This is a genomic window from Pseudarthrobacter sp. RHLT1-30-1 (assembly GCF_059383415.1).
In genome coordinates, this window is the sequence record NZ_JBWZCG010000004.1 from 147929 (window position 1) to 168408 (window position 20480).

At 66.6% G+C, this 20480-nt stretch carries 20 protein-coding genes; 14 read left to right on the top strand and 6 right to left on the bottom strand.

The features are described 5' to 3' along the window. Window positions 1–71: 71 nt before the first annotated feature. Entirely contained in the window at window positions 72–347 is a 276-nt protein-coding gene (locus AC50YM_RS05320; RefSeq protein WP_494955933.1) for a hypothetical protein, read from the bottom strand. Between the two features lie 2 nt (window positions 348–349). On the opposite strand from AC50YM_RS05320, the gene AC50YM_RS05325 reads away from it, so the two are divergent. Both AC50YM_RS05325 and AC50YM_RS05330 read left to right on the top strand, forming a co-directional pair. Further along, window positions 350–1048 carry a serine hydrolase gene (locus tag AC50YM_RS05325; RefSeq protein WP_494955934.1) on the top strand — a complete coding sequence of 233 codons (699 nt, stop codon included), beginning with the start codon at window positions 350–352 and terminating at the stop codon, window positions 1046–1048. A 512-nt stretch (window positions 1049–1560) separates the two neighbouring features. After that, window positions 1561–2079 (top strand): hypothetical protein, encoded by a 519-nt coding sequence (locus AC50YM_RS05330; protein ID WP_494955935.1) that lies wholly within the window; start codon window positions 1561–1563, stop codon window positions 2077–2079. A 147-nt stretch (window positions 2080–2226) separates the two neighbouring features. Here the strand turns inward: AC50YM_RS05330 and AC50YM_RS05335 are convergent, their stop codons facing one another. Next, a complete protein-coding gene (locus AC50YM_RS05335) occupies window positions 2227–3063 on the bottom strand; it encodes an alpha/beta fold hydrolase (protein ID WP_494955936.1) in 837 nt (278 codons plus the stop codon). A 180-nt stretch (window positions 3064–3243) separates the two neighbouring features. Between AC50YM_RS05335 and AC50YM_RS05340 the strand changes: the two genes are divergently transcribed. Then, on the top strand, window positions 3244–3411 hold the full coding sequence (locus AC50YM_RS05340; protein ID WP_192815714.1) for a DUF8730 family Cys-rich protein: 168 nt from the start codon (window positions 3244–3246) through the stop codon (window positions 3409–3411). Window positions 3412–3537: 126 nt separating this feature from the next. On the opposite strand, the gene AC50YM_RS05345 is transcribed toward AC50YM_RS05340, so the two are convergent. After that, window positions 3538–4452, bottom strand: coding sequence for a serine hydrolase (locus tag AC50YM_RS05345; protein WP_494955937.1), 915 nt, complete (start codon window positions 4450–4452; stop codon window positions 3538–3540). Between the two features lie 188 nt (window positions 4453–4640). Here AC50YM_RS05345 and AC50YM_RS05350 point away from each other — a divergent pair, with 188 nt between their 5' ends. After that, a complete protein-coding gene (locus AC50YM_RS05350; protein WP_494955938.1) occupies window positions 4641–5561 on the top strand; it encodes a 2-hydroxyacid dehydrogenase in 921 nt (306 codons plus the stop codon). Here AC50YM_RS05350 and AC50YM_RS05355 read toward each other — a convergent pair. Next, complete coding sequence (locus AC50YM_RS05355; protein WP_494955939.1) at window positions 5515–5949, bottom strand: VOC family protein; 435 nt, start codon at window positions 5947–5949, stop codon at window positions 5515–5517. The two genes, AC50YM_RS05350 and AC50YM_RS05355, sit on opposite strands and share 47 nt — an antisense overlap. A 52-nt stretch (window positions 5950–6001) precedes the next feature. Further along, window positions 6002–6529, bottom strand: coding sequence for a DUF427 domain-containing protein (locus AC50YM_RS05360; protein WP_494955940.1), 528 nt, complete (start codon window positions 6527–6529; stop codon window positions 6002–6004). 138 nt (window positions 6530–6667) lie between these two features. Here AC50YM_RS05360 and AC50YM_RS05365 point away from each other — a divergent pair, with 138 nt between their 5' ends. The 4 genes from AC50YM_RS05365 (at window position 6668) to AC50YM_RS05380 (ending at window position 11469) form a co-directional block, all read left to right on the top strand. Then, window positions 6668–7009 carry a YciI family protein gene (locus tag AC50YM_RS05365; protein ID WP_494955941.1) on the top strand — a complete coding sequence of 114 codons (342 nt, stop codon included), beginning with the start codon at window positions 6668–6670 and terminating at the stop codon, window positions 7007–7009. A 111-nt stretch (window positions 7010–7120) separates the two neighbouring features. Beyond that, window positions 7121–7558 (top strand): VOC family protein, encoded by a 438-nt coding sequence (locus tag AC50YM_RS05370; protein ID WP_494955942.1) that lies wholly within the window; start codon window positions 7121–7123, stop codon window positions 7556–7558. A gap of 129 nt (window positions 7559–7687) precedes the next feature. Beyond that, window positions 7688–9427 carry an ABC transporter ATP-binding protein gene (locus AC50YM_RS05375; protein ID WP_494955943.1) on the top strand — a complete coding sequence of 580 codons (1740 nt, stop codon included), beginning with the start codon at window positions 7688–7690 and terminating at the stop codon, window positions 9425–9427. Beyond that, the gene (locus tag AC50YM_RS05380) at window positions 9424–11469 is read left to right on the top strand and encodes an ABC transporter ATP-binding protein (protein ID WP_494955944.1); all 2046 of its coding nucleotides are present in this window, start codon (window positions 9424–9426) and stop codon (window positions 11467–11469) included. The genes AC50YM_RS05375 and AC50YM_RS05380 overlap by 4 nt, the downstream gene beginning before the upstream one ends. A 191-nt stretch (window positions 11470–11660) precedes the next feature. Here AC50YM_RS05380 and AC50YM_RS05385 read toward each other — a convergent pair whose 3' ends face one another. Next, window positions 11661–14036 carry a glycoside hydrolase family 3 protein gene (locus AC50YM_RS05385; protein ID WP_494955945.1) on the bottom strand — a complete coding sequence of 792 codons (2376 nt, stop codon included), beginning with the start codon at window positions 14034–14036 and terminating at the stop codon, window positions 11661–11663. 392 nt (window positions 14037–14428) lie between these two features. Between AC50YM_RS05385 and AC50YM_RS05390 the strand changes: the two genes are divergently transcribed. From AC50YM_RS05390 to AC50YM_RS05415, 6 genes are all read left to right on the top strand, one after another. Further along, window positions 14429–15505, top strand: coding sequence for a LacI family DNA-binding transcriptional regulator (locus tag AC50YM_RS05390; protein WP_494955946.1), 1077 nt, complete (start codon window positions 14429–14431; stop codon window positions 15503–15505). Between the two features lie 289 nt (window positions 15506–15794). Continuing rightward, complete coding sequence (locus AC50YM_RS05395) at window positions 15795–16700, top strand: hypothetical protein (protein ID WP_494955947.1); 906 nt, start codon at window positions 15795–15797, stop codon at window positions 16698–16700. Continuing rightward, window positions 16697–17173, top strand: a complete 477-nt coding sequence (locus tag AC50YM_RS05400) for a vanadium-dependent haloperoxidase (protein WP_494955948.1) — start codon at window positions 16697–16699, stop codon at window positions 17171–17173. Before AC50YM_RS05395 ends, AC50YM_RS05400 begins: the two co-directional genes overlap by 4 nt. Window positions 17174–17411: 238 nt before the next feature. After that, window positions 17412–18296, top strand: a complete 885-nt coding sequence (locus AC50YM_RS05405) for an aminoglycoside phosphotransferase family protein (RefSeq protein WP_494955949.1) — start codon at window positions 17412–17414, stop codon at window positions 18294–18296. A gap of 183 nt (window positions 18297–18479) precedes the next feature. After that, a complete protein-coding gene (locus tag AC50YM_RS05410) occupies window positions 18480–19337 on the top strand; it encodes a phosphatidylinositol-specific phospholipase C/glycerophosphodiester phosphodiesterase family protein (protein WP_494955950.1) in 858 nt (285 codons plus the stop codon). A 46-nt stretch (window positions 19338–19383) separates the two neighbouring features. Then, a complete protein-coding gene (locus tag AC50YM_RS05415; RefSeq protein WP_494955951.1) occupies window positions 19384–20433 on the top strand; it encodes a hypothetical protein in 1050 nt (349 codons plus the stop codon). Window positions 20434–20480: the final 47 nt, after the last annotated feature.

Below are 20480 nucleotides of genomic sequence, written 5' to 3' on the forward strand. Positions count from 1 at the left end.
GCTCCGGCATAGCTGGCGCGGCTAGCTTGGACAGCTATGGAAGAGCGCACGCCACAGCAGCCCAGTGACCGTCAACCCGGGAACCCGGGCTTACGGCCGCGCTCCCGGGCCTTCCGCCGGACCCGGGCGCTCCTGATGGCGCTGTGTGCCGCGGCTCTAGCGGTGGCGCTCGGCGCCGGTGTCCATTCCGCGCAGGCCGGTTCGACGGCGGCTGTCCAGCCGGCGGGCCAGACGCTCGGCTCGTCGTCGTCGTCGGCAACGTCGGGGACGGACGGCCAGGTACCGAGCAGCCAAACGTCGGTGTCGGCTGCCGCCGCAACGGCCGTTGCGCCTGCCGGGGGAGCCATCGATGCGGAACTCGCGGCCGACATCAACGTCATCATCGACGCCAACTCGGAATACCAGATCGGCGTCGCGCTCCTGGACCTGTCGGACGGCGCCGACGCGGACGCGGCTGTCCACCGAATACGGTGTCCCGGCCGCGTTCGTCGCTGCCAGCACGGCCAAGGTTCTGGCCGCCGAGGCCTATTACCACCTTGTGGAAACCGGGGCAGCCTCGCTCGACGATCCGCTGGGGGCCTACACCGCGGAGTTCCAGCTGCGCGCGATGATCAACCAGAGCGACAACGACTCCTGGACCCTGATCATGGACGCCGTGGGCCACGCCGAGCTCACGGAGTACGCGGCCTCCCTCGGGGTGGACTACGCCCCCACCAGCAACACCCTCACCCCCGCGGAGATGGCCCGCGTCCTGGCCGGCCTCTACTCCGGGACGCTGCTCAATGCGGAGCACACCGCGCAGCTGCTGTCCCTCATGCAGGACACCAACTATGAAACCCTGATCCCGGCCGCCGCCCCCGCAGACATCACCGTCTTCCACAAGTACGGCCTGCTGGGCGGGGAACTGCACGACGCCGGCATCCTCGCCAGGGACGGCCACGCCTACGCCCTCGTGGTCTACACCAAGGGTGACGACCTGGGCAGCGTCCCGGAGCGGACCGAAGTCATCCGGCAGATCACGACGGTCGTGGCGGACGCCTTGTTCTAGGTCCCGCCGGCCCCCAAGGAGAGCCAGGGGACATGCCCCCTGGCTCTCCTGTCCGACTGCCCTGCGGGCCGCCGGAGCCGGCCCGGTCCAGGGGGAAGCCAGCCCGATCCGGGGCTCCGCTCGGCAGTCAGGGAAACCGGTCTGCGGTCCGGGGGCACTTCGCGGCAGGCGGGCGGCGACCTGGACGGCTTTCGCCCGGCAGTTCGTGTCGAAGTGCCCCCGGACGGTATGGGGCAATGCCGCGACGGCGCCACTCCCGCCGCGTGCCGGTGCCTCGGCGCAGCGGACGGAAACGCATACAAAAGGAGAGCCAGGGGACATGTCCCCTGGCTCTCCTGTCCGACTGGCCTGCGGACCGGTCAGTGACCGACCCTGGCCGTGTCGCTCTCTTCCCAGCGGGTCCAATCGGACCAGTTGTCGCTGTTGCCGCTACGGACGCGGAAGGAAACCAGCTGGTAGACCTCGTCGAGGCCCCGGCTCCAGGCGTAGCCGTGCAGCGTCGCGGAGTCGTCATGGCGGTCGAAGGACTCCTCGAACTTGGTCTTCCCGAGCAGGTCGTCACGTCCGCGGTGGTCGTCTTCGAAGCGCAGTTGCCGGACCTGAAGGTTTTGTTGCCATTGCAGTCCACGCGGATCCGGAAGTCCACCCTGTCGTTGTGTTTGGTGGGCTTCAGCGGATCCACTGTGCAGCCGCGTTCGGAGGTTGATGCGGTGGCTGGTCCGGCCAAGGCAACAGGGCCCCCGATGAGCCCCAGGGTGACGGCCGGGATCAGTACGATCTTGGCCGCGATGGGGCGGGATTTTTTTGGTGAATTGATGATGGACATTGTTTTCGTTCTTCTGCCGAGGGATTCGAATCTGCAGCGCTGGGCAGAGTCTGCCCGCCATGCTCACACCGCGGCACACCGCATTCACGGCGGCGGCATCCCCTCCAGCGTCAATTTGCTCGCCCGTGCTTTGCGGGGAGTCGGCGCCCGCCCACGGAAAGTGGGGGACCCCGTTCCTCAATCCTCCGCCCGCGGTGACGCATGAGCAAGAGGCACAGGCGTGGCTGTACGACGGCGGCCGGCGTTTCGTGGCGTAGTGCCCTCGGACGGCCCAGGCCCGCTCTGGCCCCGGCCCCGGCCCCGCCCCGCCCCTAGCCCCGGCCACGGCCAGGACAGCCCCAGCCGAGGGGCGCTATTTCGCCAGGAACCCCAGCAGCGCTTCGTTGACCTCGGCGGCGTGGGTCCAGATCATGCCGTGCGGGGCGCCGTCGATCTCCACGTACTCGGCACTGGGCAGGGCCTTGGTGAACGGCCGCCCCGTGACGTCGATCGGCAGGATCTGGTCCGCGGTGCCGTGCACGATCAGCGCGGGGACGTCGATCTTGGGGATGTCGGCGCGGAAATCGGTCAGCCAGGTCGGCTGCGCGGCTGCCGACGCGGTGGCGCCGCCCGAGGTCGCGAGGTTCCAGCCGGCCCGCATGACTTCCTCGCTGAGCCGGGGTGTGCCGAGGAAAGTGTCGCTGTTGTAGAAGTTCTTGAAGAATTCGGTGAAGAACGCATACCGGTCGGCCGTCACGGCTTCCAGCAGGCCGTCGAACACCGACTGTGGGACGCCGCCGGGGTTGTCGTCGGCCTGCAGCACGTAGGGCTCCAGGGAGGCGAGGAACACGGCCTTCGCCACCCGGGCCGAACCGTAGGTGCCAAGGTACCGGCCCACCTCGCCGGTTCCCATCGAGAAGCCCACGAGGACGGTGTCGTTCAGGTCCAGGCTCGTGAGCAGGGAGTTTAGGTCGGCGGCGAAGGTGTCGTAGTCGTAGCCGTCGGTGGGCTTGCTGGACTGGCCGAAGCCGCGGCGGTCGTAGGTGATGACCCGGTATCCGGCGCCCAGCAGGGCGGTGGTCTGCTTCTCCCACGACGATCCGTCCAGCGGGTACCCGTGGATCAGGACCACCGGCTGCCCGCTCCCGTGGTCTTCGTAGTACAGCTCGATGTCGGTGCTGTTCTCGGTTCCAACTTTGATGTAAGCCATGTCAGCAGTCCTCTCGGTACGGTTCGGAAAATAAGTTCGTGCAGGAGCGGCCCGGCCCTCGTGCCACTGTACGGAACCAACGCGGCCACGCAACAGGGTGTTCCCGCCAGCCGGATTTCTCGCGAGCATACCCCTGGGGGTATAGTTCTAATTACCGACCGACCAACCAAGGAGAACCAGATGTGCCGACAGGTTGCATGCAAGAAGTGCGGGAAGACCACCTGGGCCGGCTGCGGCCAGCACGTTGACCAGGTCATGCGGGGCGTCAAGAGCGCCGACCGCTGCAAGGGTCACGAGGGTGAAGTCAGCACCAAAACGGGCTTCTTCGCCAAGCTCTTCGGCCGCTAAGACCCGGCTCTCCAGTTCGGACGCAAGCCCCCGCTGCACCTCGTGCAGCGGGGGCTTTGCCCATTAACGACGACGCCGGCAACGATCGCCGCTTGCTCCCGCCTGCTTCAGCAAAAAATCCGGCAGCTACTCCAGCAGGTCCCGGCCCACGACGTCCGCCAGCTCGTGGATCATGGCCAGGCGCGCCTCGCTCTCGCCGTCCTCGCCCCAGGTGTAGATGGCCAGTGAGTACGAGCGCTCGCCGGAGGTCAGCAGGGCCGCGTCGTGGACATAGCCCCCCAGCTCGCCGTACTTGTGCTGCACCGTGATCTCCGGGGAGATGCCGGCCGGGATGAGGCGTTCGTTGTTGGTCTTCTGCATGTAGCCCAGCAGCTCCTCCGTGTGCTCGGCGTTGAGCAGTTTCCCGGTGGAGAGCTGTTTGAGCAGGCCCGACATCTCGGCCGGGGTCAGCAGGTTCTGTTCGGGGTCGTAGCTGATCCCGATGGACGCGGCGTATTCGATCAGCTTGGGGTAGCCGATGTCCTGCATCAGCAGCAGCCAGGCGTCGTTGCTGCTGGCGTTGACCATGGCCTTGACCTGGAAGGCGGCGTCGTAGCTCCCCAGCGGCACGTCCAGCGACTTCTCGCCGGATTCCACCAGATGGTAGTAGGCGGCCGCCGTGATGATCTTGGCGGTGCTGGCGGCGACGAACTCGGTGCCGTCGCCGTAGCTGCGCAGCTCGCCGTCGTGCGTATCCGCCAGCGCGACGCCGATCCGGTAGTTGGGGTTCGCGGCCAGGATCCGTCCGATCTCGGCGTCAAGGTCGACGGCGGCCCGCGGGGCCTGCGTCTCCTCGGCTTTGGTGTCCCGGGCAACGGCGGCCTCCTGCCACGGGTCCTGCGGGCCTGCGATGAAGTCCGTCCCGGTGGCCGGCATGGTGCGGACGACGGCGACGCTAGCCGCGCCCAGCAGCACCAGGGCAGTGGCCGCCCAGACCAGGAGAAGCTTCCCCCTGGCGTTCAGGGAGCGGGCGGCCGGACGGGGTGAACCCGAGGTGTTCATGGTGCAGGACCTTTCACGTCACAGAGAGGGTTTCCTGCAATCTATGCCCGGCCGGAGGGCATGTCCAAAAGCCGCGCGGGGCAACACAAAGCTGAGGGAAAACTCCCGGCCGGGACCGGACCGGATCGGTGACACGGACTGCCCCGTAAGCAGCACCAGACGGCCCAAGCACCATTAGGCTGGCAGCTATGCCGAGGAAAATTACTGTCAGCCTGCCCGACGCGACCCTGCGTGAATACCTCCAGCCCCACCCCGACGTCACCGTCCTGGAATGGGACCTGTCCGGGGAACCGCCCACGCCGCGGCTCGACATCGTGGTCCCGCCCTACATGGGCGGCATGCAGGTCCTGCGCGGCCTGACAGGCGTGGAAACCGGGCTCGTGCAGAGCCAGTCGATCGGCTACGACGGCGTCACGGAGTGGCTGCCCGCGGGCCGGGTGTACGCCAACGCCGCCAGCGTCCACGAAACCTCCACCGCCGAGATGGCCCTGGCGCTGATCCTGGCCAGCCAGCGCGAGCTCCCGCGGCTGATGCAGAACCAGCAGGAGGGCCGCTGGGAGACCCGGCCCACCGCCAGCCTGGCGGACCGGCGTGTGCTGATCGTCGGCTACGGCGGCGTCGGCAAGGCGATCGAGGACCGGCTGCTGCCCTTCGAAACCACCGTGACCCGGGTGGCCAGCCGGGAACGGACGGACCCGCGGGGCCACGTCCACGGCATCGCGGAGCTGCTTACCCTGCTGCCGGAGCACGACATCGTGGTCGTCGGCGTGCCGCTCAGCGACGCCACCCGCCACCTGATCGACGACGCGTTCCTCTCGGCCATGCCCGACGGCGCGCTGGTCGTCAACGTGGCCCGCGGACCGGTCGCGGACACCGAGGCCCTGGTCCGGCACACCGCCAGCGGCCGGGTCCGTGCCGCCCTGGACGTCACCGATCCCGAGCCGCTGCCGCAGGACCACCCGCTGTGGGGAATTCCCGGCGTCATCATCAGCCCGCATGTGGGCGGGGCGAGTTCGGCCATGCGTCCGCGGATGGGAAAGCTCGTCCAGCGGCAGATCGAGCTCATGCTGGCGGGCGAACCGCCGGTGAACGTGGTGCTGGGCGGCTAAGCGCCGGGCTGCTGCGACGCGGCCCGGAGTTGTCGCGCGCGGTGTCCACGACGCAGAAGCGGTTGCCTTCCGGGTCGGCAACGATCACGTAGTCCGCATCCGCCGGCCGCTTGCTCCACTCGACCCGGGTGGCGCCCAGGGCCAGGAGCCGCTGGACCTCGGCGTCCTGCTGGTCCGTATATAGGTCCAGATGCAGGCGCGGGGGAACCTGGACGGCAGCTGGGACGCGGTCCAGGGAGACGCACGTGCCGGCGCCGCCCGGCGGCTGCAGGATGGCAAAGTCGTCGATTGGCTCGTGCCGCAGTTCGTAGCCCAGTGCGGCCTGCCAGAAACGCAGTTGGCGTTCGAGGTTGTCCACCCTGATGACGATCGAGCCAATGGTCAGCATCAGGCCAAGCTACACCCGGCGCCGGGCCTGCCAGAACGCTAAAACGACGTTGTCACCACCCGGTAGTGCCCGGGCCGCCCTTGAACGGACCGACGATGTTCTTGGTGATCCAACCGCCGTAAAAATCACCATCCTGGGAGGTCACCCGCTCGCCGTTAATTTCGCAGGAGTCCATGTGAGCCGGGTAGAGGGCCACCCGGGTACTGAGCGCCTCGAAGCCCCGGGTGGGTTCCGGGTAGGTCCACCCGGCACGGGGAACGACGACGCCGCCGGCTACGACGTCGAAGTACCGCGCTTCTCCCTTGAACTCGCAGAAGCTGGTGCCCTCGACCGGGACGAGTGCACCGGCAGGGAATGAGTCCAAGGGCAGGTAGTAGACCGGCGGGTGGCTCGTCTCCAAAACGCGCACTGAATCGGTCGTGTCGGCAATCACCTGCCCGCCAAGCCGCACGACGACCCGTTCGGACCGGAGCTCTACCCGTGGCGGCCGCGGGTAGTCCCATACCGATTCCTGGCCGGGCTCGGGTTTGATGGGCTGCGGACGCCGGAAGAAGCCGGAAACACCGTGGACAGGGTTCATGTCTCCATGGTGCCACCTTCCGCTGGGATGGACTGCGGGCGCTGGCATCCGCGGTGGACCGCCGGGATCTTGCGCGGTACGGATGGAATCGGCGAGGATGAGTGCCATTCCCCGTGCTGCGAAAAAGGAGTCGACACGATGACCAAGTATCTGATCTCGTTTCCGAGTGCCGCCATGACCTTCCCCGAGGAAGAGCTGCAGGCTGTTTCGGATGCGTCGCACGCGGTCGTTCAGGAGGCGAAGGACGCCGGAGTTTGGGTCTTCGGCGGCGGCATCGATGAGAGTATCCCGCCCGTCATGGTCGACGGCGACGGGACCGTACGCGAGGGCACCTACCCGCAGACGACGCAGCTCGAAGGCGGCTACTCGGTGTTGGAGCTGCCCTCGTACGATGCGGCCTTGGAGTGGGCCGCGAAGATCGCAGTCTCCTGCCGTTGTGCGCAGGAGGTGCGCGCTTTCCAGTACGACCCCGCCAGTTAGGTTCCGGACCCGGCCGGAGGCCGACCGCCGTTGCTCCCGACTGCTCCAGCGTTTGTTCGATCGAGTCCCGCACTCTGGTGCTGTTCGGTCCGGCTCGATAGCGTGTAACGCATGGCCATCAAACTCGAGAACGTCGGCATTGCGGTTCGCGACCTCGAAGCGACAATCGCCTTTTTCACCGACCTCGGCCTCACAGTCGTCGGCCGTGACACGGTCAGCGGCGAGTGGACCGACACTGCCGTCGGACTCGACGGCAACCACGCCAACATCGCGATGCTCCAAACACCAGACGGACACGGTCGCCTGGAGCTGTTCGAGTACATCCACCCCGAAGCGATCGAGACGGAGCCCACCCGTCCGAACGAGATCGGGATGCACCGCGTCGCGTTCTCAGTCGACGACATCGACGAAGCCCTGGAGATAGCCGCGAGGCACGGCTGCCGTCCGCTACGCGGGGTGGCAACGTACAAGGACGTCTACAAGCTCACCTACGTCCGTGGTCCCAGCGGCATCATCGTGATGCTCGCCGAGGAACTGAAGAAGAACTGACGGCCGGATCGCCGCTCGCCCTCGCCGCACCTGCATTCGCCCTGAGAGGAACCGGTTTCACTCCCAGCATCCGGACGTAAACTGACGTCCGAATAACAGTGCGTAAGAGGCCAGTGAAGTGGAGACCGGATGCTCTGGAAACTGCTCGTTGAATACCTGCGGCCGCAGCGCCGGCTGCTGCTCGCCGTCGTCGTCTTCCAGCTGGCGGCGTCCATCGCCTCGCTGTACCTGCCCACCCTGAACGCGGACATCATCGACCAGGGTGTGGCGCGCGGGGACACGGACTACATCCTGCGCACCGGCGGCGTGATGCTCCTGGTGACCCTGCTGCAGATCGCCTGCACCATCGCCGCCGTCTACTTCGGGGCGAAGGCCGCGATGGCACTGGGCCGGGACGTCCGGGGCGCGATCTTCACCCGGGTCGCTGAGTTCTCCGAGCAGGAAGTGACCAGGTTCGGCGCCCCGAGTTTGATCACCCGGTCCACCAACGACGTCCAGCAGATCCAGCAGCTGGTGCTCATGTCCGCCACGCTCATGGTCACGGCGCCCATGCTGAGCATCGGCGGCGTCATCATGGCCGTGCGGCAGGACGTGCAGCTGTCCTGGCTGATCGCCGTCAGCGTGCCCGTGCTGCTGGTGGCCGTGGCGCTCATTCTTACCCGGATGGTGCCGCTGTTCCGGCTGATGCAGACCCGCATCGACACGGTGAACCGGGTCCTGCGCGAACAGCTCACCGGCGTCCGCGTGGTCCGTGCCTTCGTCCGCGAGGACGTCGAGACCGCCCGCTTCACCTCTGCCAACGAGGACGTCACGGACACCGCCCTGCGCGCCGGCCGGCTGATGGCGCTCGCGTTCCCCACCGTGATGCTGGTGCTGAACGTCTCGTCCGTGGCCGTGATCTGGTTCGGCGCGTTCCGGATCGAGGACGGCTCCATGCAGGTGGGCACCATGATCGCGTTCCTGAGCTACCTCATGCAGATCCTGATGTCCGTCATGATGGCCACCTTCATGGCCATCATGATCCCGCGCGCTGCCGTCTCCGCGGACCGGATCGGCGCGGTGCTGGGGACCGAATCGAGCGTCCGGCCGCCCGAGCACCCGGTCAGCTTTGCCGGCGGCACCGGCCGCGGCGAGCTGGAAATGCGCGACGTCGGGTTCGCCTACCCGGGTGCCGAGTCCCCGGTCCTCTCGGACGTCAGCTTCACCGCGCGTGCGGGGCAGACGACGGCGATCATCGGTTCGACCGGCTCCGGCAAGACCACCCTGGTGAACCTGATGCCCAGGCTCTTCGACGCCACCTCCGGCTCGGTGCGGATCGATGGGGTGGACGTGCGGGAACTGCATCCGGACCTGCTCTGGGGGCACATCGGCCTGGTCCCGCAAAAGCCCTACCTGTTCTCCGGCACGGTCCGCAGCAACCTGCTCTACGGCAAACCCGACGCCACCGAGGACGAGCTCTGGCGGGCGCTGGCCATAGCGCAGGCGGAGGACTTTGTCCGCGAGATGGAGGGCGGGCTGGACGCGCCGATCTCGCAGGGCGGCACCAACGTCTCCGGCGGGCAGCGGCAGCGGATCGCGATTGCCCGGGCGCTGGTGAAACGGCCCGAGCTCTACATCTTTGACGACTCGTTCTCCTCGCTGGACACCGCGACGGACGCCCGGCTGCGGCAGGCGCTCCAGCGGCACACCGCGGGGGCCACGCTGGTGATCATCGCCCAGCGGGTGTCGAGCATTGCGGACGCGGACCAGATCCTGGTGCTCGACGACGGCAGGATCGTCGCGCACGGAACGCACGAGGAGCTGCTGGAGACCTCGGAGACGTACCAGGAGATTGTGAATTCCCAGCTCGCGGCGGAGGAGGCGGCATGAGCAAGGTCGAGTCTCAGACGCCCGGCACCGCGGGTGGCGCCGCGGGCGGCGGACCTGCCGGCGGAACCGGTGCCGGCGCCGGCAAGGAGGCCCCGCTGCGGATCCCGCGTCCGGCCGGCGGCCCCGGCCGCGGCGGACCGTTCGCCGGGATGAACATCCCCGCGGAGAAGGCGATGAACTTCGGCCCCTCCGCCAAGCGGCTGCTGGGCGAGCTCCGCCCCGAGCGGCTCTGGCTGATGCTGGTACTCATCCTCGCCGTCGTGAGCGTGACGCTGTCCGTGATCGGCCCGCGGCTGCTGGGCGAGGGCACCAACCTGATCTTCTCCGGCGTCGTGTCCAAGCAGCTGCCCGCCGGGGTGAGCAAGGCGCAGCTGATCGCGCAGCTGCGGGCGGCGGGGGAAGACCAGAAGGCGGACATGCTCAGCGCGATGGCGCTGACGCCCGGGACCGGGATCGACTTCGCCGCGCTGTCCTCCGTGCTGCTCTGGGCGCTGGTGCTGTACGTGCTGGCCTCGGGCTTTATGTGGATCCAGGCGTACATCCTCAACGGCGTCGTGCAGCGCACCGTGTTCCGGCTGCGCGAACGGATCGAGGCGAAGATCAACCGGCTGCCGCTGCGCTACTTCGACACCGTGCAGCGCGGCGAGCTGCTCAGCCGGGTGACCAACGACGTCGACAACGTCTCGCAGAGCCTGCAGCAGTCCATCAGCCAGGCGGTGACGTCGGTGCTGACCGTGGTGGGGGTGCTGGTGATGATGGTCATCCTCTCGCCGACGCTGGCCATCATCGCCCTGGTGACCATTCCGCTGACCCTGGTGACGACCGCGGTGATCGCCAAGCGCTCGCAGAAGCTGTTCGTGGCGCAGTGGAAGCACACCGGCGAGCTGAACGGGCAGATCGAGGAGACCTACACCGGGCACGCGCTGGTGAAGGTCTTCGGCCGGCAGCGCGAGGTGGAGGAGACGTTCCGGCAGAAGAACGCGGAGCTGTACCAGGCCAGCTTCGGCGCGCAGTTCATTTCCGGCCTGATCATGCCGGCCATGACGTTCATCGGGAACCTGGTCTACGTGGGGATCGCCGTGGTGGGCGGGCTGCAGGTGGCGTCCGGGGCGATGCAGCTGGGCGACGTGCAGGCGTTCATCCAGTACTCGCGGCAGTTCACCCAGCCGCTGGCCCAGCTGGGCTCGATGGCGAACCTGCTGCAGTCCGGCGTGGCGTCGGCCGAGCGGGTGTTCGAGCTGCTGGACACCGAGGAGCAGTCGGCTGACCCGGTGCCCGGTGAGGCGCCCGACGGCGGCCGCGGGCGGCTGGTGTTCGAGGACGTGTCCTTTGCCTATTCGGCAGACAAGCCGCTGATCTCGGACCTGAGCCTGGTGGCGGAGCCGGGGCAGACGGTCGCGATTGTGGGGCCGACCGGGGCCGGGAAGACCACCCTGGTGAACCTGATGATGCGGTTCTACGAGCTCGACGCCGGGCGGATCACGCTCGACGGCGTGGACGTCACCGCGATGACCCGCAACGAGCTGCGCTCGCGGATGGGCATGGTGCTGCAGGACACGTGGCTGTTCGGCGGGACCATCCGGGACAACATCGCCTACGGCCGGCCCGGTGCTACCGAGGCGGAGATCCAGGAGGCGGCGAAGGCGACGTACGTGGACCGGTTCGTGAAGTCCCTGCCGCAGGGCTACGACACCGTGCTCGACGACGAGGGCTCCAACGTGTCCGCGGGCGAGAAGCAGCTGCTGACGATCGCCCGGGCATTCCTGGCCCGGCCGTCAGTGCTGATCCTGGACGAGGCGACCAGCTCCGTGGACACCCGCACCGAGGTGCTCGTGCAGAAGGCCATGAGCGCGCTGCGCTCGGACCGGACCAGCTTCGTGATCGCGCACCGTCTCTCCACCATCCGTGACGCCGACCTCATCCTGGTGATGGAATCCGGGCAAATCGTGGAGCAGGGGAACCATGCCGAGCTGCTGGCGGCAGGCGGGGCGTATGCGCGTCTCTATGAGGCGCAGTTCGCGGCGCCGGTGGCGGAGGTTTAAGGGAGGCAAGACGTTTTTTGTCGCACTGAAGGTGTGGAGGTCGTCAGTTCGGGCCTCTCGACCCCGACACCAAACCTGACGGCGGGGAATCGCGTGACCATTCTGTATAGGTCCGTCTGCTGTATCGCAACCGGGATTGGGTAAAACCCGACGGCGTCGGCTCCGGAAACCGGGGCCGACGCCGTCGCAGCTCAGTACGTAAGGCCAAACCCGAAGGGGAAAAGCTCTCCGTCCTTTGTCTCCTTGTAGCCGGGAAGGTCGCTGTACTGTTCGAGGATCGCGTCAGCGGTCCCCGCCAGCGCAAACGGCATGCGGCCCTGAGGTGCTACCTTGCCCGAGAGGATATCCATCAGTGCGGTGTCGCTCATGCCGAATCCGGCAACGATGGCGCCGGCGTCGCGCAGCCCGCTTGCTTCGTCCATGACGAAGGGCTGGCGGAAGTACACGTGCAGCACAACCTTCTCGGGGTCCTCAACCTCGGCCATGACCTGCTTGATCGTGTCCAGTGACGGGGTGATCTTCCAGGACTCCGACTCGGCCATGGATGTGAAGTCGAGGATGCTTGACTCCCACGGTAGTGAACCGCCGAAGCGCAGGCCGTTGTCCGTGCACGACGCCGCGCCCTGGGTTACGCACGCATCCGCCGCGCCATAGGGGCTCTTCCCGTCGAGTCCTGCCACACCCTCAAGCGTGATCGGGTTGATGTGTTCGGGGTTCATCCCCGAGGTTGGGGAGTCGCTGACGTACGACGAGGTGTTCGTGTTGTTCACCATGACCGAGATCAGTGCGTAGTCGCTGCCCGCAGCACTCGGACGGTCGGCGGGGTTCTTCACGTTCCCGTTGGTGACGTTGTAGCCGTAGCTCTCCACGGTCTTTTGTGTGAAATCGCCAAGGATATAGACGTCGGAGCCGTCTTTCAGCGGCAGGGTCTTGTCGCCGTCGTCTGTGTCCTTGTTCTGCAGCAGAACCGCCGATTTGCGCTGGAGGTCCAGCCCCACCTCGCGGTGAGCAGCATTGCCCACGACGGCGCCCGCCGCCTCCGGATCTACGTATGGGTTTTCGAAAAGACCCATGCTGAACATCGGCTTCAGCAGGCGGGTTGCCGCTAGCGTGACCCGCTCCTCGGAGACGAGCCCGCTGACCACCAGGTCGGTGATGGTCTTGACGTCGTGGAAGCCGGAGAGGGTGTCGGTTCCGCCATTGATCGCTGCGGCGACACGCTCGGGGACCGTCTTGTTCTCAAGGCCCCAGGCGCGGTCGTTGATGATGCCGGTGTCGGAGTTGACGTAACCGGCGAAGCCGAGCTTGTCGCGCAGGAGGTCGTTGACGATCTGGTTGGAGAACGCCATGCCCGTCTGGTCGTACGTGACGCCGTCGTGCGTGACGTCAAGGGGAGCGCCGTAGTACGGCATGATCGATGAGACGCCGGCTTTGATTGCCGCTTCGAAGGGTTGCAGGTGGTAGCCGAAGCCGTCACCGGGATACACCTGCGTCTTGCCGAAGGAGTAGTGCGCGTCCAGGCCAAGCTCCTGCGGCCCGCCGCCCGGGAAATGCTTCATGGTCAGCGCCACGGAAGTATCCGGGCTGAGCGAGTTTCCGTCGTCGTCGACCGGTCCCTGCAAGGTTTGCACCAGCTGGGTCATGATGTTGGAGTTGAGGTCCGCGTCCTCGGTGAAAGTTTCATGGGTGCGGTACCAGCGAGGCTCAGTGGAGAGGTCTGCCATGTAGCCGTACATTCCGCGCAGCCCGATCGCCTCCCATTCCTCACCCATGACTGTGGCGAAGTCATCGACGACGGACATGTCACCGGTGGTGGGGTCCTGGCCGGTCTGCCGTGCTTCCTCGCCGAGCGCGGCAGCGGCGATGCCCGCCTCCTTCGGGAAGGCGGTCAAGGCGCCAGCTGATTCGTTGATGCCTGCGCGCGCGTTGGGGTCGATGTGGTTGCGAGCGTTGGACTTGTAGAGCATTGGGATGCCCAGACGGGTTGCCTCGCCCAGTTCCTGGACGGTGTTCATGTAGCTCGCGGCTTCCTGCGGGGTCAGCGCCGTACTCGCCGCTAGGCCGCCGGATCCGCCGCCGCAGGTTGCCTGGTCCTCACTGGTCACGACGTTGCGGAAGATGAACCGGTGCATCTGCTGGTTGTTGATGAAGTCGGTTGCCGTGGGGCCGAGGGTGCCGCGGGTTTGGGTTTCAGCGTCGCACGCGGCGTTGAGGGTGTCGATCAGCATGAGGCCGGCCTTCTCGTCCAGCGTCATAAGTGACACGAGGTTCGCGGTGCGGTCCTCGGCGGGAAGGCGCCAGTCCTCATAGGGGTCGAGGGTGCCGTTCGCGTTGAGGTCCTTGAAGGTTCGGCCCTTGATCTTGAGCGTGTCTTTGACGCGTGCGCCGAGCACCGGGGGCTTGCCGTGGTTGCCTTCGTCCTTGTTCGCGGCCGCTGGGGTCCCTTCGGGAGACTTTGCCTGAAGCGGCAGCGCTCCGGCGGTCACCCCCAGCGTAAGGGTCAGGGGAACGGCCACCGCAGCGGCAAGGCGCTGGCGCGCGGACAATCGTTTTAATAAACGAGTCATTTCGTCTGCTCTCCATTGAGTGTAGGAATAATGATCGGCGCCCCGGATATAAACAGGGTCAGGCACTAAGTGCCTCTCCCACTCTTCCCGAATGTCACCCGGTCGCCGTAGGAGTTGCCACAAGTTGCCAGTCGACTTTCCTCCCGGAAAAGGGGGCACTGTTGGTGGCGCGCGTTCGCTACGGCGCCGGAGTGATGGCTCAATTCGCGTGCCAGACGACGCCCCGAGATGCACTTCGCAGCGAAAAGTCCATGGAGAGCTACCCGGTTAGGCCTTCGAAACTGCGCGTCGTGAGGTGGATGCTGCTTCCATAAGCCAATAGAGGGCTTCCAGGTTCAAACAGTTACCAAAAACTTGCCCTCGCCGGTCTATGGTTGCCATCGGAGGTCATCATGGTTGATTCACGAGGTTTACCCTCGATCTACGACGTCGCCCGTGTCGCCGAGGTGTCGGCATCGACCGTCTCCCGTGCCTTCGCCCGGCCAGGGCGGGTCAGCCACCATACGGCACAGAGGATCTTCGCCGCGGCCATCGATGTGGGATACCGCTCCGCCCATGTGGCCGGAATCCTGCATCCCGGCGGGCAGCGCACTTCGATGATCGCCCTGGTCATCGCTGACATCCGGAACCCTGTGTACGCGGAGATGGTGCGTGGGGCTGAATCCGCGGCATCAGAAGCGGGGTACACCTTGCTGCTCGCCCACACACAGGAGTCGGAGCGCAAGGAACGTGAGGCGCTTGAACGTGCTCTGACGTCGGTGGACGGTATTGTCCTATCAAGCTCCCGCATGTCTGACTCAGCAATCCGCATGATAGCCAAGCAGAAACCACTTGTCGTCATGAACCGCGCTGTCAAGGACGTGGCCAGTGTGGTGACCGATAACCCCCGCGGCATCCGCCGCGCAGCCGAACACCTCGGGGAGATGGGACACCGCACCATCACCTACCTGGCCGGACCTGAGGCGTCCTGGGCCGACGGCATGCGGTGGCGCTCACTGCGCGAAGCGGCCATGGAGCTGGAGCTCTCGGTACGCCGGACAGGGTCGCAGTCGCCGACGATTGAAGGCGGTGAGGAGGTCGCCGCAGAGTGGCTGCGCCATCGGACCCCCGGTGTCATCGCCTACAACGACCAGATGGCCATCGGCTTCATCCGTGCCCTGCAGCAGAAAGGACTATCCGTTCCCGGCGACGTCAGCGTAGTAGGGCATGACAACAGCTACGGGGCCAAGCTCATCACTCCCTCGCTGACCACCATCGAGGCCCCCCTGTACTCGCTCGGGGCTACGGCCGTGAACAACCTGATGGCCTTCGCCGGGGGCGCCCGTTCCCGATCCAACCATCCGGTGGTTCTCCCCACGAGGCTGGTCGTCCGCGACTCTACCGGGCCTGGATATTTGGCGGGTGGAGACCTGCATTCTTCAAGACCGGATCGGGCACTTAGGCTGAGCTCTCGGTTCGAACGCCCATAAGCTTGTCAAGGACAAGCTTCAACCGCAACCACAATGTTGCGGTCCAATGGTCCGCTTTCCACGCAGGTTTACAGGGTCACCAGCGGCCACCTAACCGCCGAATTCGGCACAGATGAAGTGTTCAGTTCCACTGGACAACGCGCTGGCAGAGGCTCAACCTTAAAGTAACAGCCGACGGCGCATCTGACCTCGGACGGTCGCGTGCCCCCCCGGTGTCGCGCACCCATGAGGTGTCGACTCCCTCTGGTTCGCTAGAACATGGCTCCGTTGCGATTGGAGGACCGGCGAAATGACGAACAGCAATGCTTACGACTATCACAGGCGATCTTCAAGGACTTCGAGAAACGGTGCGCGCCGGTGGGCGCTCTGCTTGATCCCGGCACTGACCGTCGCACTTTTTGTGCCGGGAGTGTCGAGCGCCGGCGCCTCGAAGGCTCGGAACGCGGAGCCGACGAACACGGACGTCCTCATCGAGTGGAGCACCATCGCCCAAGACCACGTCATCCCATTGCGTCCCACGGCTCACGGCCAACTCCGCGGCATGGCGATGGTTCAAGGCGCGGTGTACGACGCAGTGAACGCCATCGACCGCGGGTATCAGCCGTATCTGCTCGACGTCGACTCGGTCGGCGTCGGGCCGGAGGCATCGTCCGATGCGGCGATCTCGACCGCCGCACACCACGTACTCGTCACCCTGGTCCCGGCGGACCGAGTAGCTGGGCTCGACGCTGCATACGAAGCGACGCTCGCGGGGGTCACCGACGGCCCGAACAAGGACGAAGGCGTCGCCGCCGGTGCGGCCGCCGCGGCGGCGATGATCCTCGCGCGCACCGATGACGGGTTCATGGACCCGTTCGAGTTCGTCATCGGACCCGATCCCGGCGACTGGCGGCCCGTCGTGCCCGGTGCGCTCGATCCGGACGCCTGGGTGGCCAATCTCCGACCGTTCGTGATCGAGAGTCCCGACCAATTCCGCTCGGATGGACCCAACCCGCTGACGAGTGCCGAGTACGCAGCGGACTTCAACGAGGTCAAGGAGATCGGGGCGCTCGCGAGTACCACCCGAACCGACGACCAGACCACTGCGGCCATCTCTGGCAAGCAACGCCGGTGGCACTCTGGAACGGAGTGTTCCGCAGCCTCTCCGTGGAACACGGACTCGACGTGGCCGACGCGGCTCGGCTCTTCGCGATGACCAACCTCGCCGCCGCTGATGGCGCGGTCGCTTGCTGGAGCGACAAGTACTACTGGAACTTCTGGCGTCCGATGGCGGCAATCCGCGAAGCCGAGACCGACGACAACCCGGAGACGGAAGCCGATCCGACATGGAAACCGCTCTTCGATCCATCGACAGCGACCGTCCCGCCGCTCGGCACACCGCCGTTCCCGGAGCACCCGTCCGGTCACGGCTGCGTCAGCGGCGCCATTCTCCATTCGGCGCAGGAGTTCTTCGGCACGGACGAGGTCGCCTTCGACGTGAACTCCGGTCGCTTCCCCGGCGAGCCACGGCACTTCGACGGATTCCCAGCGGCGATGCAAGAGATCGTTGATGCTCGCGTGTGGGGCGGCATCCACTTCCGGGCCGCCGATGTTCAGGGCGCCGAGCTTGGCAACGAGGTGGCGTCGTGGCTGAGCGATCACTACTTCCAGCCGGCGCCATGCCAGTAGAAGGGTCCTGCGGTTGACCCGGGATTTCGGGTGTTGCAGACGACCAGTCTTGCCACTTGGGTGACAGCATTTGTGCCACTCGAATCGGATGGGGGCAGCCCGCTAGGCCGATTAGTCCACCTCTCCGAGCCTGGAGGAGGATTTTCATCGTCTCCAATTTACTGGCCGGGGACGTGAACTATATTCGGAGAGGGGAAGGGCCGGATTGTAGGGCAGGACACGGAAGGTGGAGCTCTGAATGGCGCGAATGCCGCCAGCCACGATGGAAGTGGATAACGCCGTCGTCCAGCGCCTCGTCCGCGACCAGCGGCCCGATCTCCCCGACCGTCCTCTAATACGGGTCACGAACGGCTGGGACAACGCGACCTTCCGGCTCGGCGACGACCTGGCCGTCCGGCTGCCGCGCAGGGCGGAGGCCGTTCCGCTGATACTGCATGAGCAGCGCTACCTTCCCGACATAGCCCGCCGCTCCCCGGTTGCGGTTCCTGCCCCGGTCCATGCCGGCCGGCCGACGTCGGACTTTCCCTGGCCGTGGAGCATCGTGCGGTGGGTCCCCGGAGCCGCCGCGGCCGACGTCGGCCCGGCGGTCCGCGGGCCTGCCGCTGAAGGCCTGGCCGAATTCCTCCGCTCCCTGCACGTGCCCGCCGACACCGGCGTGCCCGTGAATCCCTTCCGCGGCGTGCCGCTGCTGGACCGTGACGCCGCGGTAGTGGAACGGCTCCGGGACCACGAACGCTACCCGCAGGCAGCAGCGCTGGGAGCAGTGTGGGCGCAGACCTGCGCCGCCAAAGCCTGGGACGGCCCGCCGATGATGCTGCACGGGGACCTTCACCCGGGCAATGTCCTGCTGGCCGACGGTGGCTCGCTGGCCGGCGTCATCGACTTCGGCGACGTCGGGGCAGGGGACCCGGCCGTCGATCTTGCGGTGGGATGGCTGATGTTCGACGCCGGCGCACGCCACCGCTTTATGGACGCCTTTGGCCCCGCAGTGGAACGGGACACCTGGCTGAGGGCCCGGGGCTGGGCCCTCATCCTGTCCACCGCCCTGCTGAGCAACTCCGACGACAATCCGCGGATGTTCGCCGTAGGGAAGTTAGGGATCAGGCAGATCCTGGAAGGCTGACTTAGGGAAACACTGGCAGGGCCCTCCCCCAGCCCCACCAGGCCAATGATCCTTCCCGGTTCACCCGCCAGCAACCAACACGCCCTCCAGCGTTCTCCCGCGACCAGCAGTCTTTTCACGTCCCCTTTTGCCCGGCAGGTTCCATGTCCCCGGGCGGAGAATCCCCCGTCTCAGGAGTACTCCGTGTTCGTGAAAAGCACCCTTGCCGCCGTCGCCGTCCTTGCCTCCCTGGCCGGGACAGTAGCAGCGCCTGCCCAGGCAGAGGCGACCCAGCCGGCTCCCGTCGTCGTCGGCCAGCCGCTCGCCCAGGCGCATGCGCACAACGACTATGAGCATGACCGTCCCCTGTTCGATGCGCTGGAGCATGGCTTCACCAGCGTGGAAGCGGACGTATGGCTGGTCGACGGCGAGCTGCTGGTTGCCCACGACCTGGCGAATGTCCAGCCCGGCGTTACGCTCGAGAGCCTCTACCTCGATCCGCTCCAGGACCTGGTCCGCGGCCAGGGCCACAGCGTCTACCCGAACTGGGATGGCAGCCTGCAGCTTCTGATCGATATCAAGAGCGACGGTGAATCCACCTACGCCGCAATCGAGCAGGAACTGGCCGAGCACCGCGACATCATGAGCCGCTACAGCCACGGCGACACCAAGACCGGCCCGGTCACCGCGGTCATCAGCGGAAACCGCCCGCTGGCCACCATGCAGGCGCAGGAGAAGCGCTTCAGCTTCTACGATGGCCGCTCCGCAGACCTCACCTCCGGAACGCCTGCCGGCCTGATGCCGCTGGTCAGCGACAACTGGACCAAGCTCTTCACCTGGCAGGGCGTGGGCCCCATGCCGGAGGCCGAGCGCGCCAAGCTGCGCGCCTACGTGGCCGAGGCGCACGCCAACGGCTACCGCGTCCGCTTCTGGGCCACCCCGGACATGACCGGCAGCGCACGCGACGCCATCTGGAACGAACTCTTCGACGCCGGCGTGGACCACATCAACACCGACGACCTCGCCGCCCTGCAGCAGTTCCTGACCGCCCGCGCGGCCTAAGCCGCCCACCTCAAGCCCCGACCCCGCAAAGAAGAGGAACACCGTCATGCCTTCAAAGACCATCAAAACGACGACGGCGGCGGCAGCCGTCCTGGCGCTCGGCCTCCTTGCGTCCCAGCCCGCGGCTGCCGCCGACAACACCGCCGACAACACCGCCGACAGCCGGGCGTTCACGTTCGGCGTGATCGGCGATATCCCCTACGGCGAGGCCGAAATCGCGAAGTTCCCCGCCCGCATCCAGGACATCAACGCCGACAGCGCGCTGAAGTTCGTCACCCACGTGGGCGACATCAAGAACGGCTCCTCGGTCTGCTCGGACGAGTACTTCGAGAACATCCGCACGCAGTTCGACACCTTCGAGCACCCGCTGGTCTTCACCCCGGGCGACAACGAATGGGTGGACTGCCACCGCACCAACAACGGCGCCTACAACCCGCTGGAACGGCTCGACAAGCTGCGGGATGTCTTCTTCGACGAGCCCGGCAAGACCCTGGGCGCCACCATGCCTGTCAAGACCCAGGCCGGGCTCGGGCTGCCGGAAAACGTCCGCTTCACCCAGAACCGGGTGGCGTTTTCCGTGCTGAATATCCAGGGCAGCAACAACTCGCTGCAGCCGTGGACCGGCCTGGGCGAAACCACAGCCACGCCCGAGCAGCTGGCCGAAGTCGAGCACCGGACGGACGCCGTCCTGGCCCAGATCCGCAACACCTTCGCTGACGCCGGACGGCGCAACGACCGCGCCGTTGTCCTGATGACCCAGGCCGACATGTTCGACCCGTCCCTGCTCGCCGCCGCCACCGCCAACCCGGACACCATGTCCGGCTTCCGCGAAATCGTGCAGGCCGTCACCGACGAGACCAACAGCTTCGACGCCCCGGTTTACCTCATCAACGGCGACAGCTTCGCCGAGAACCAGCCGCTCGCGGAGGGCTCACCCTGGCTGGACATCTACGGCCAGCCCGCCGCGGATGACCTGCAGCGCATCACCGTGGACGGATCCGCCAACGCCACCAACTACGTCAGGTTCACCGTCGCCGGCAACAGCGCCGATGGCGCGGACGTTCTGGCCTGGGAAAAGGTCCCCTTCAGCCAGTAGGCACCAGACGGAAGCGGACGATGATAGCAGCCCCCACCGTCTCCCAG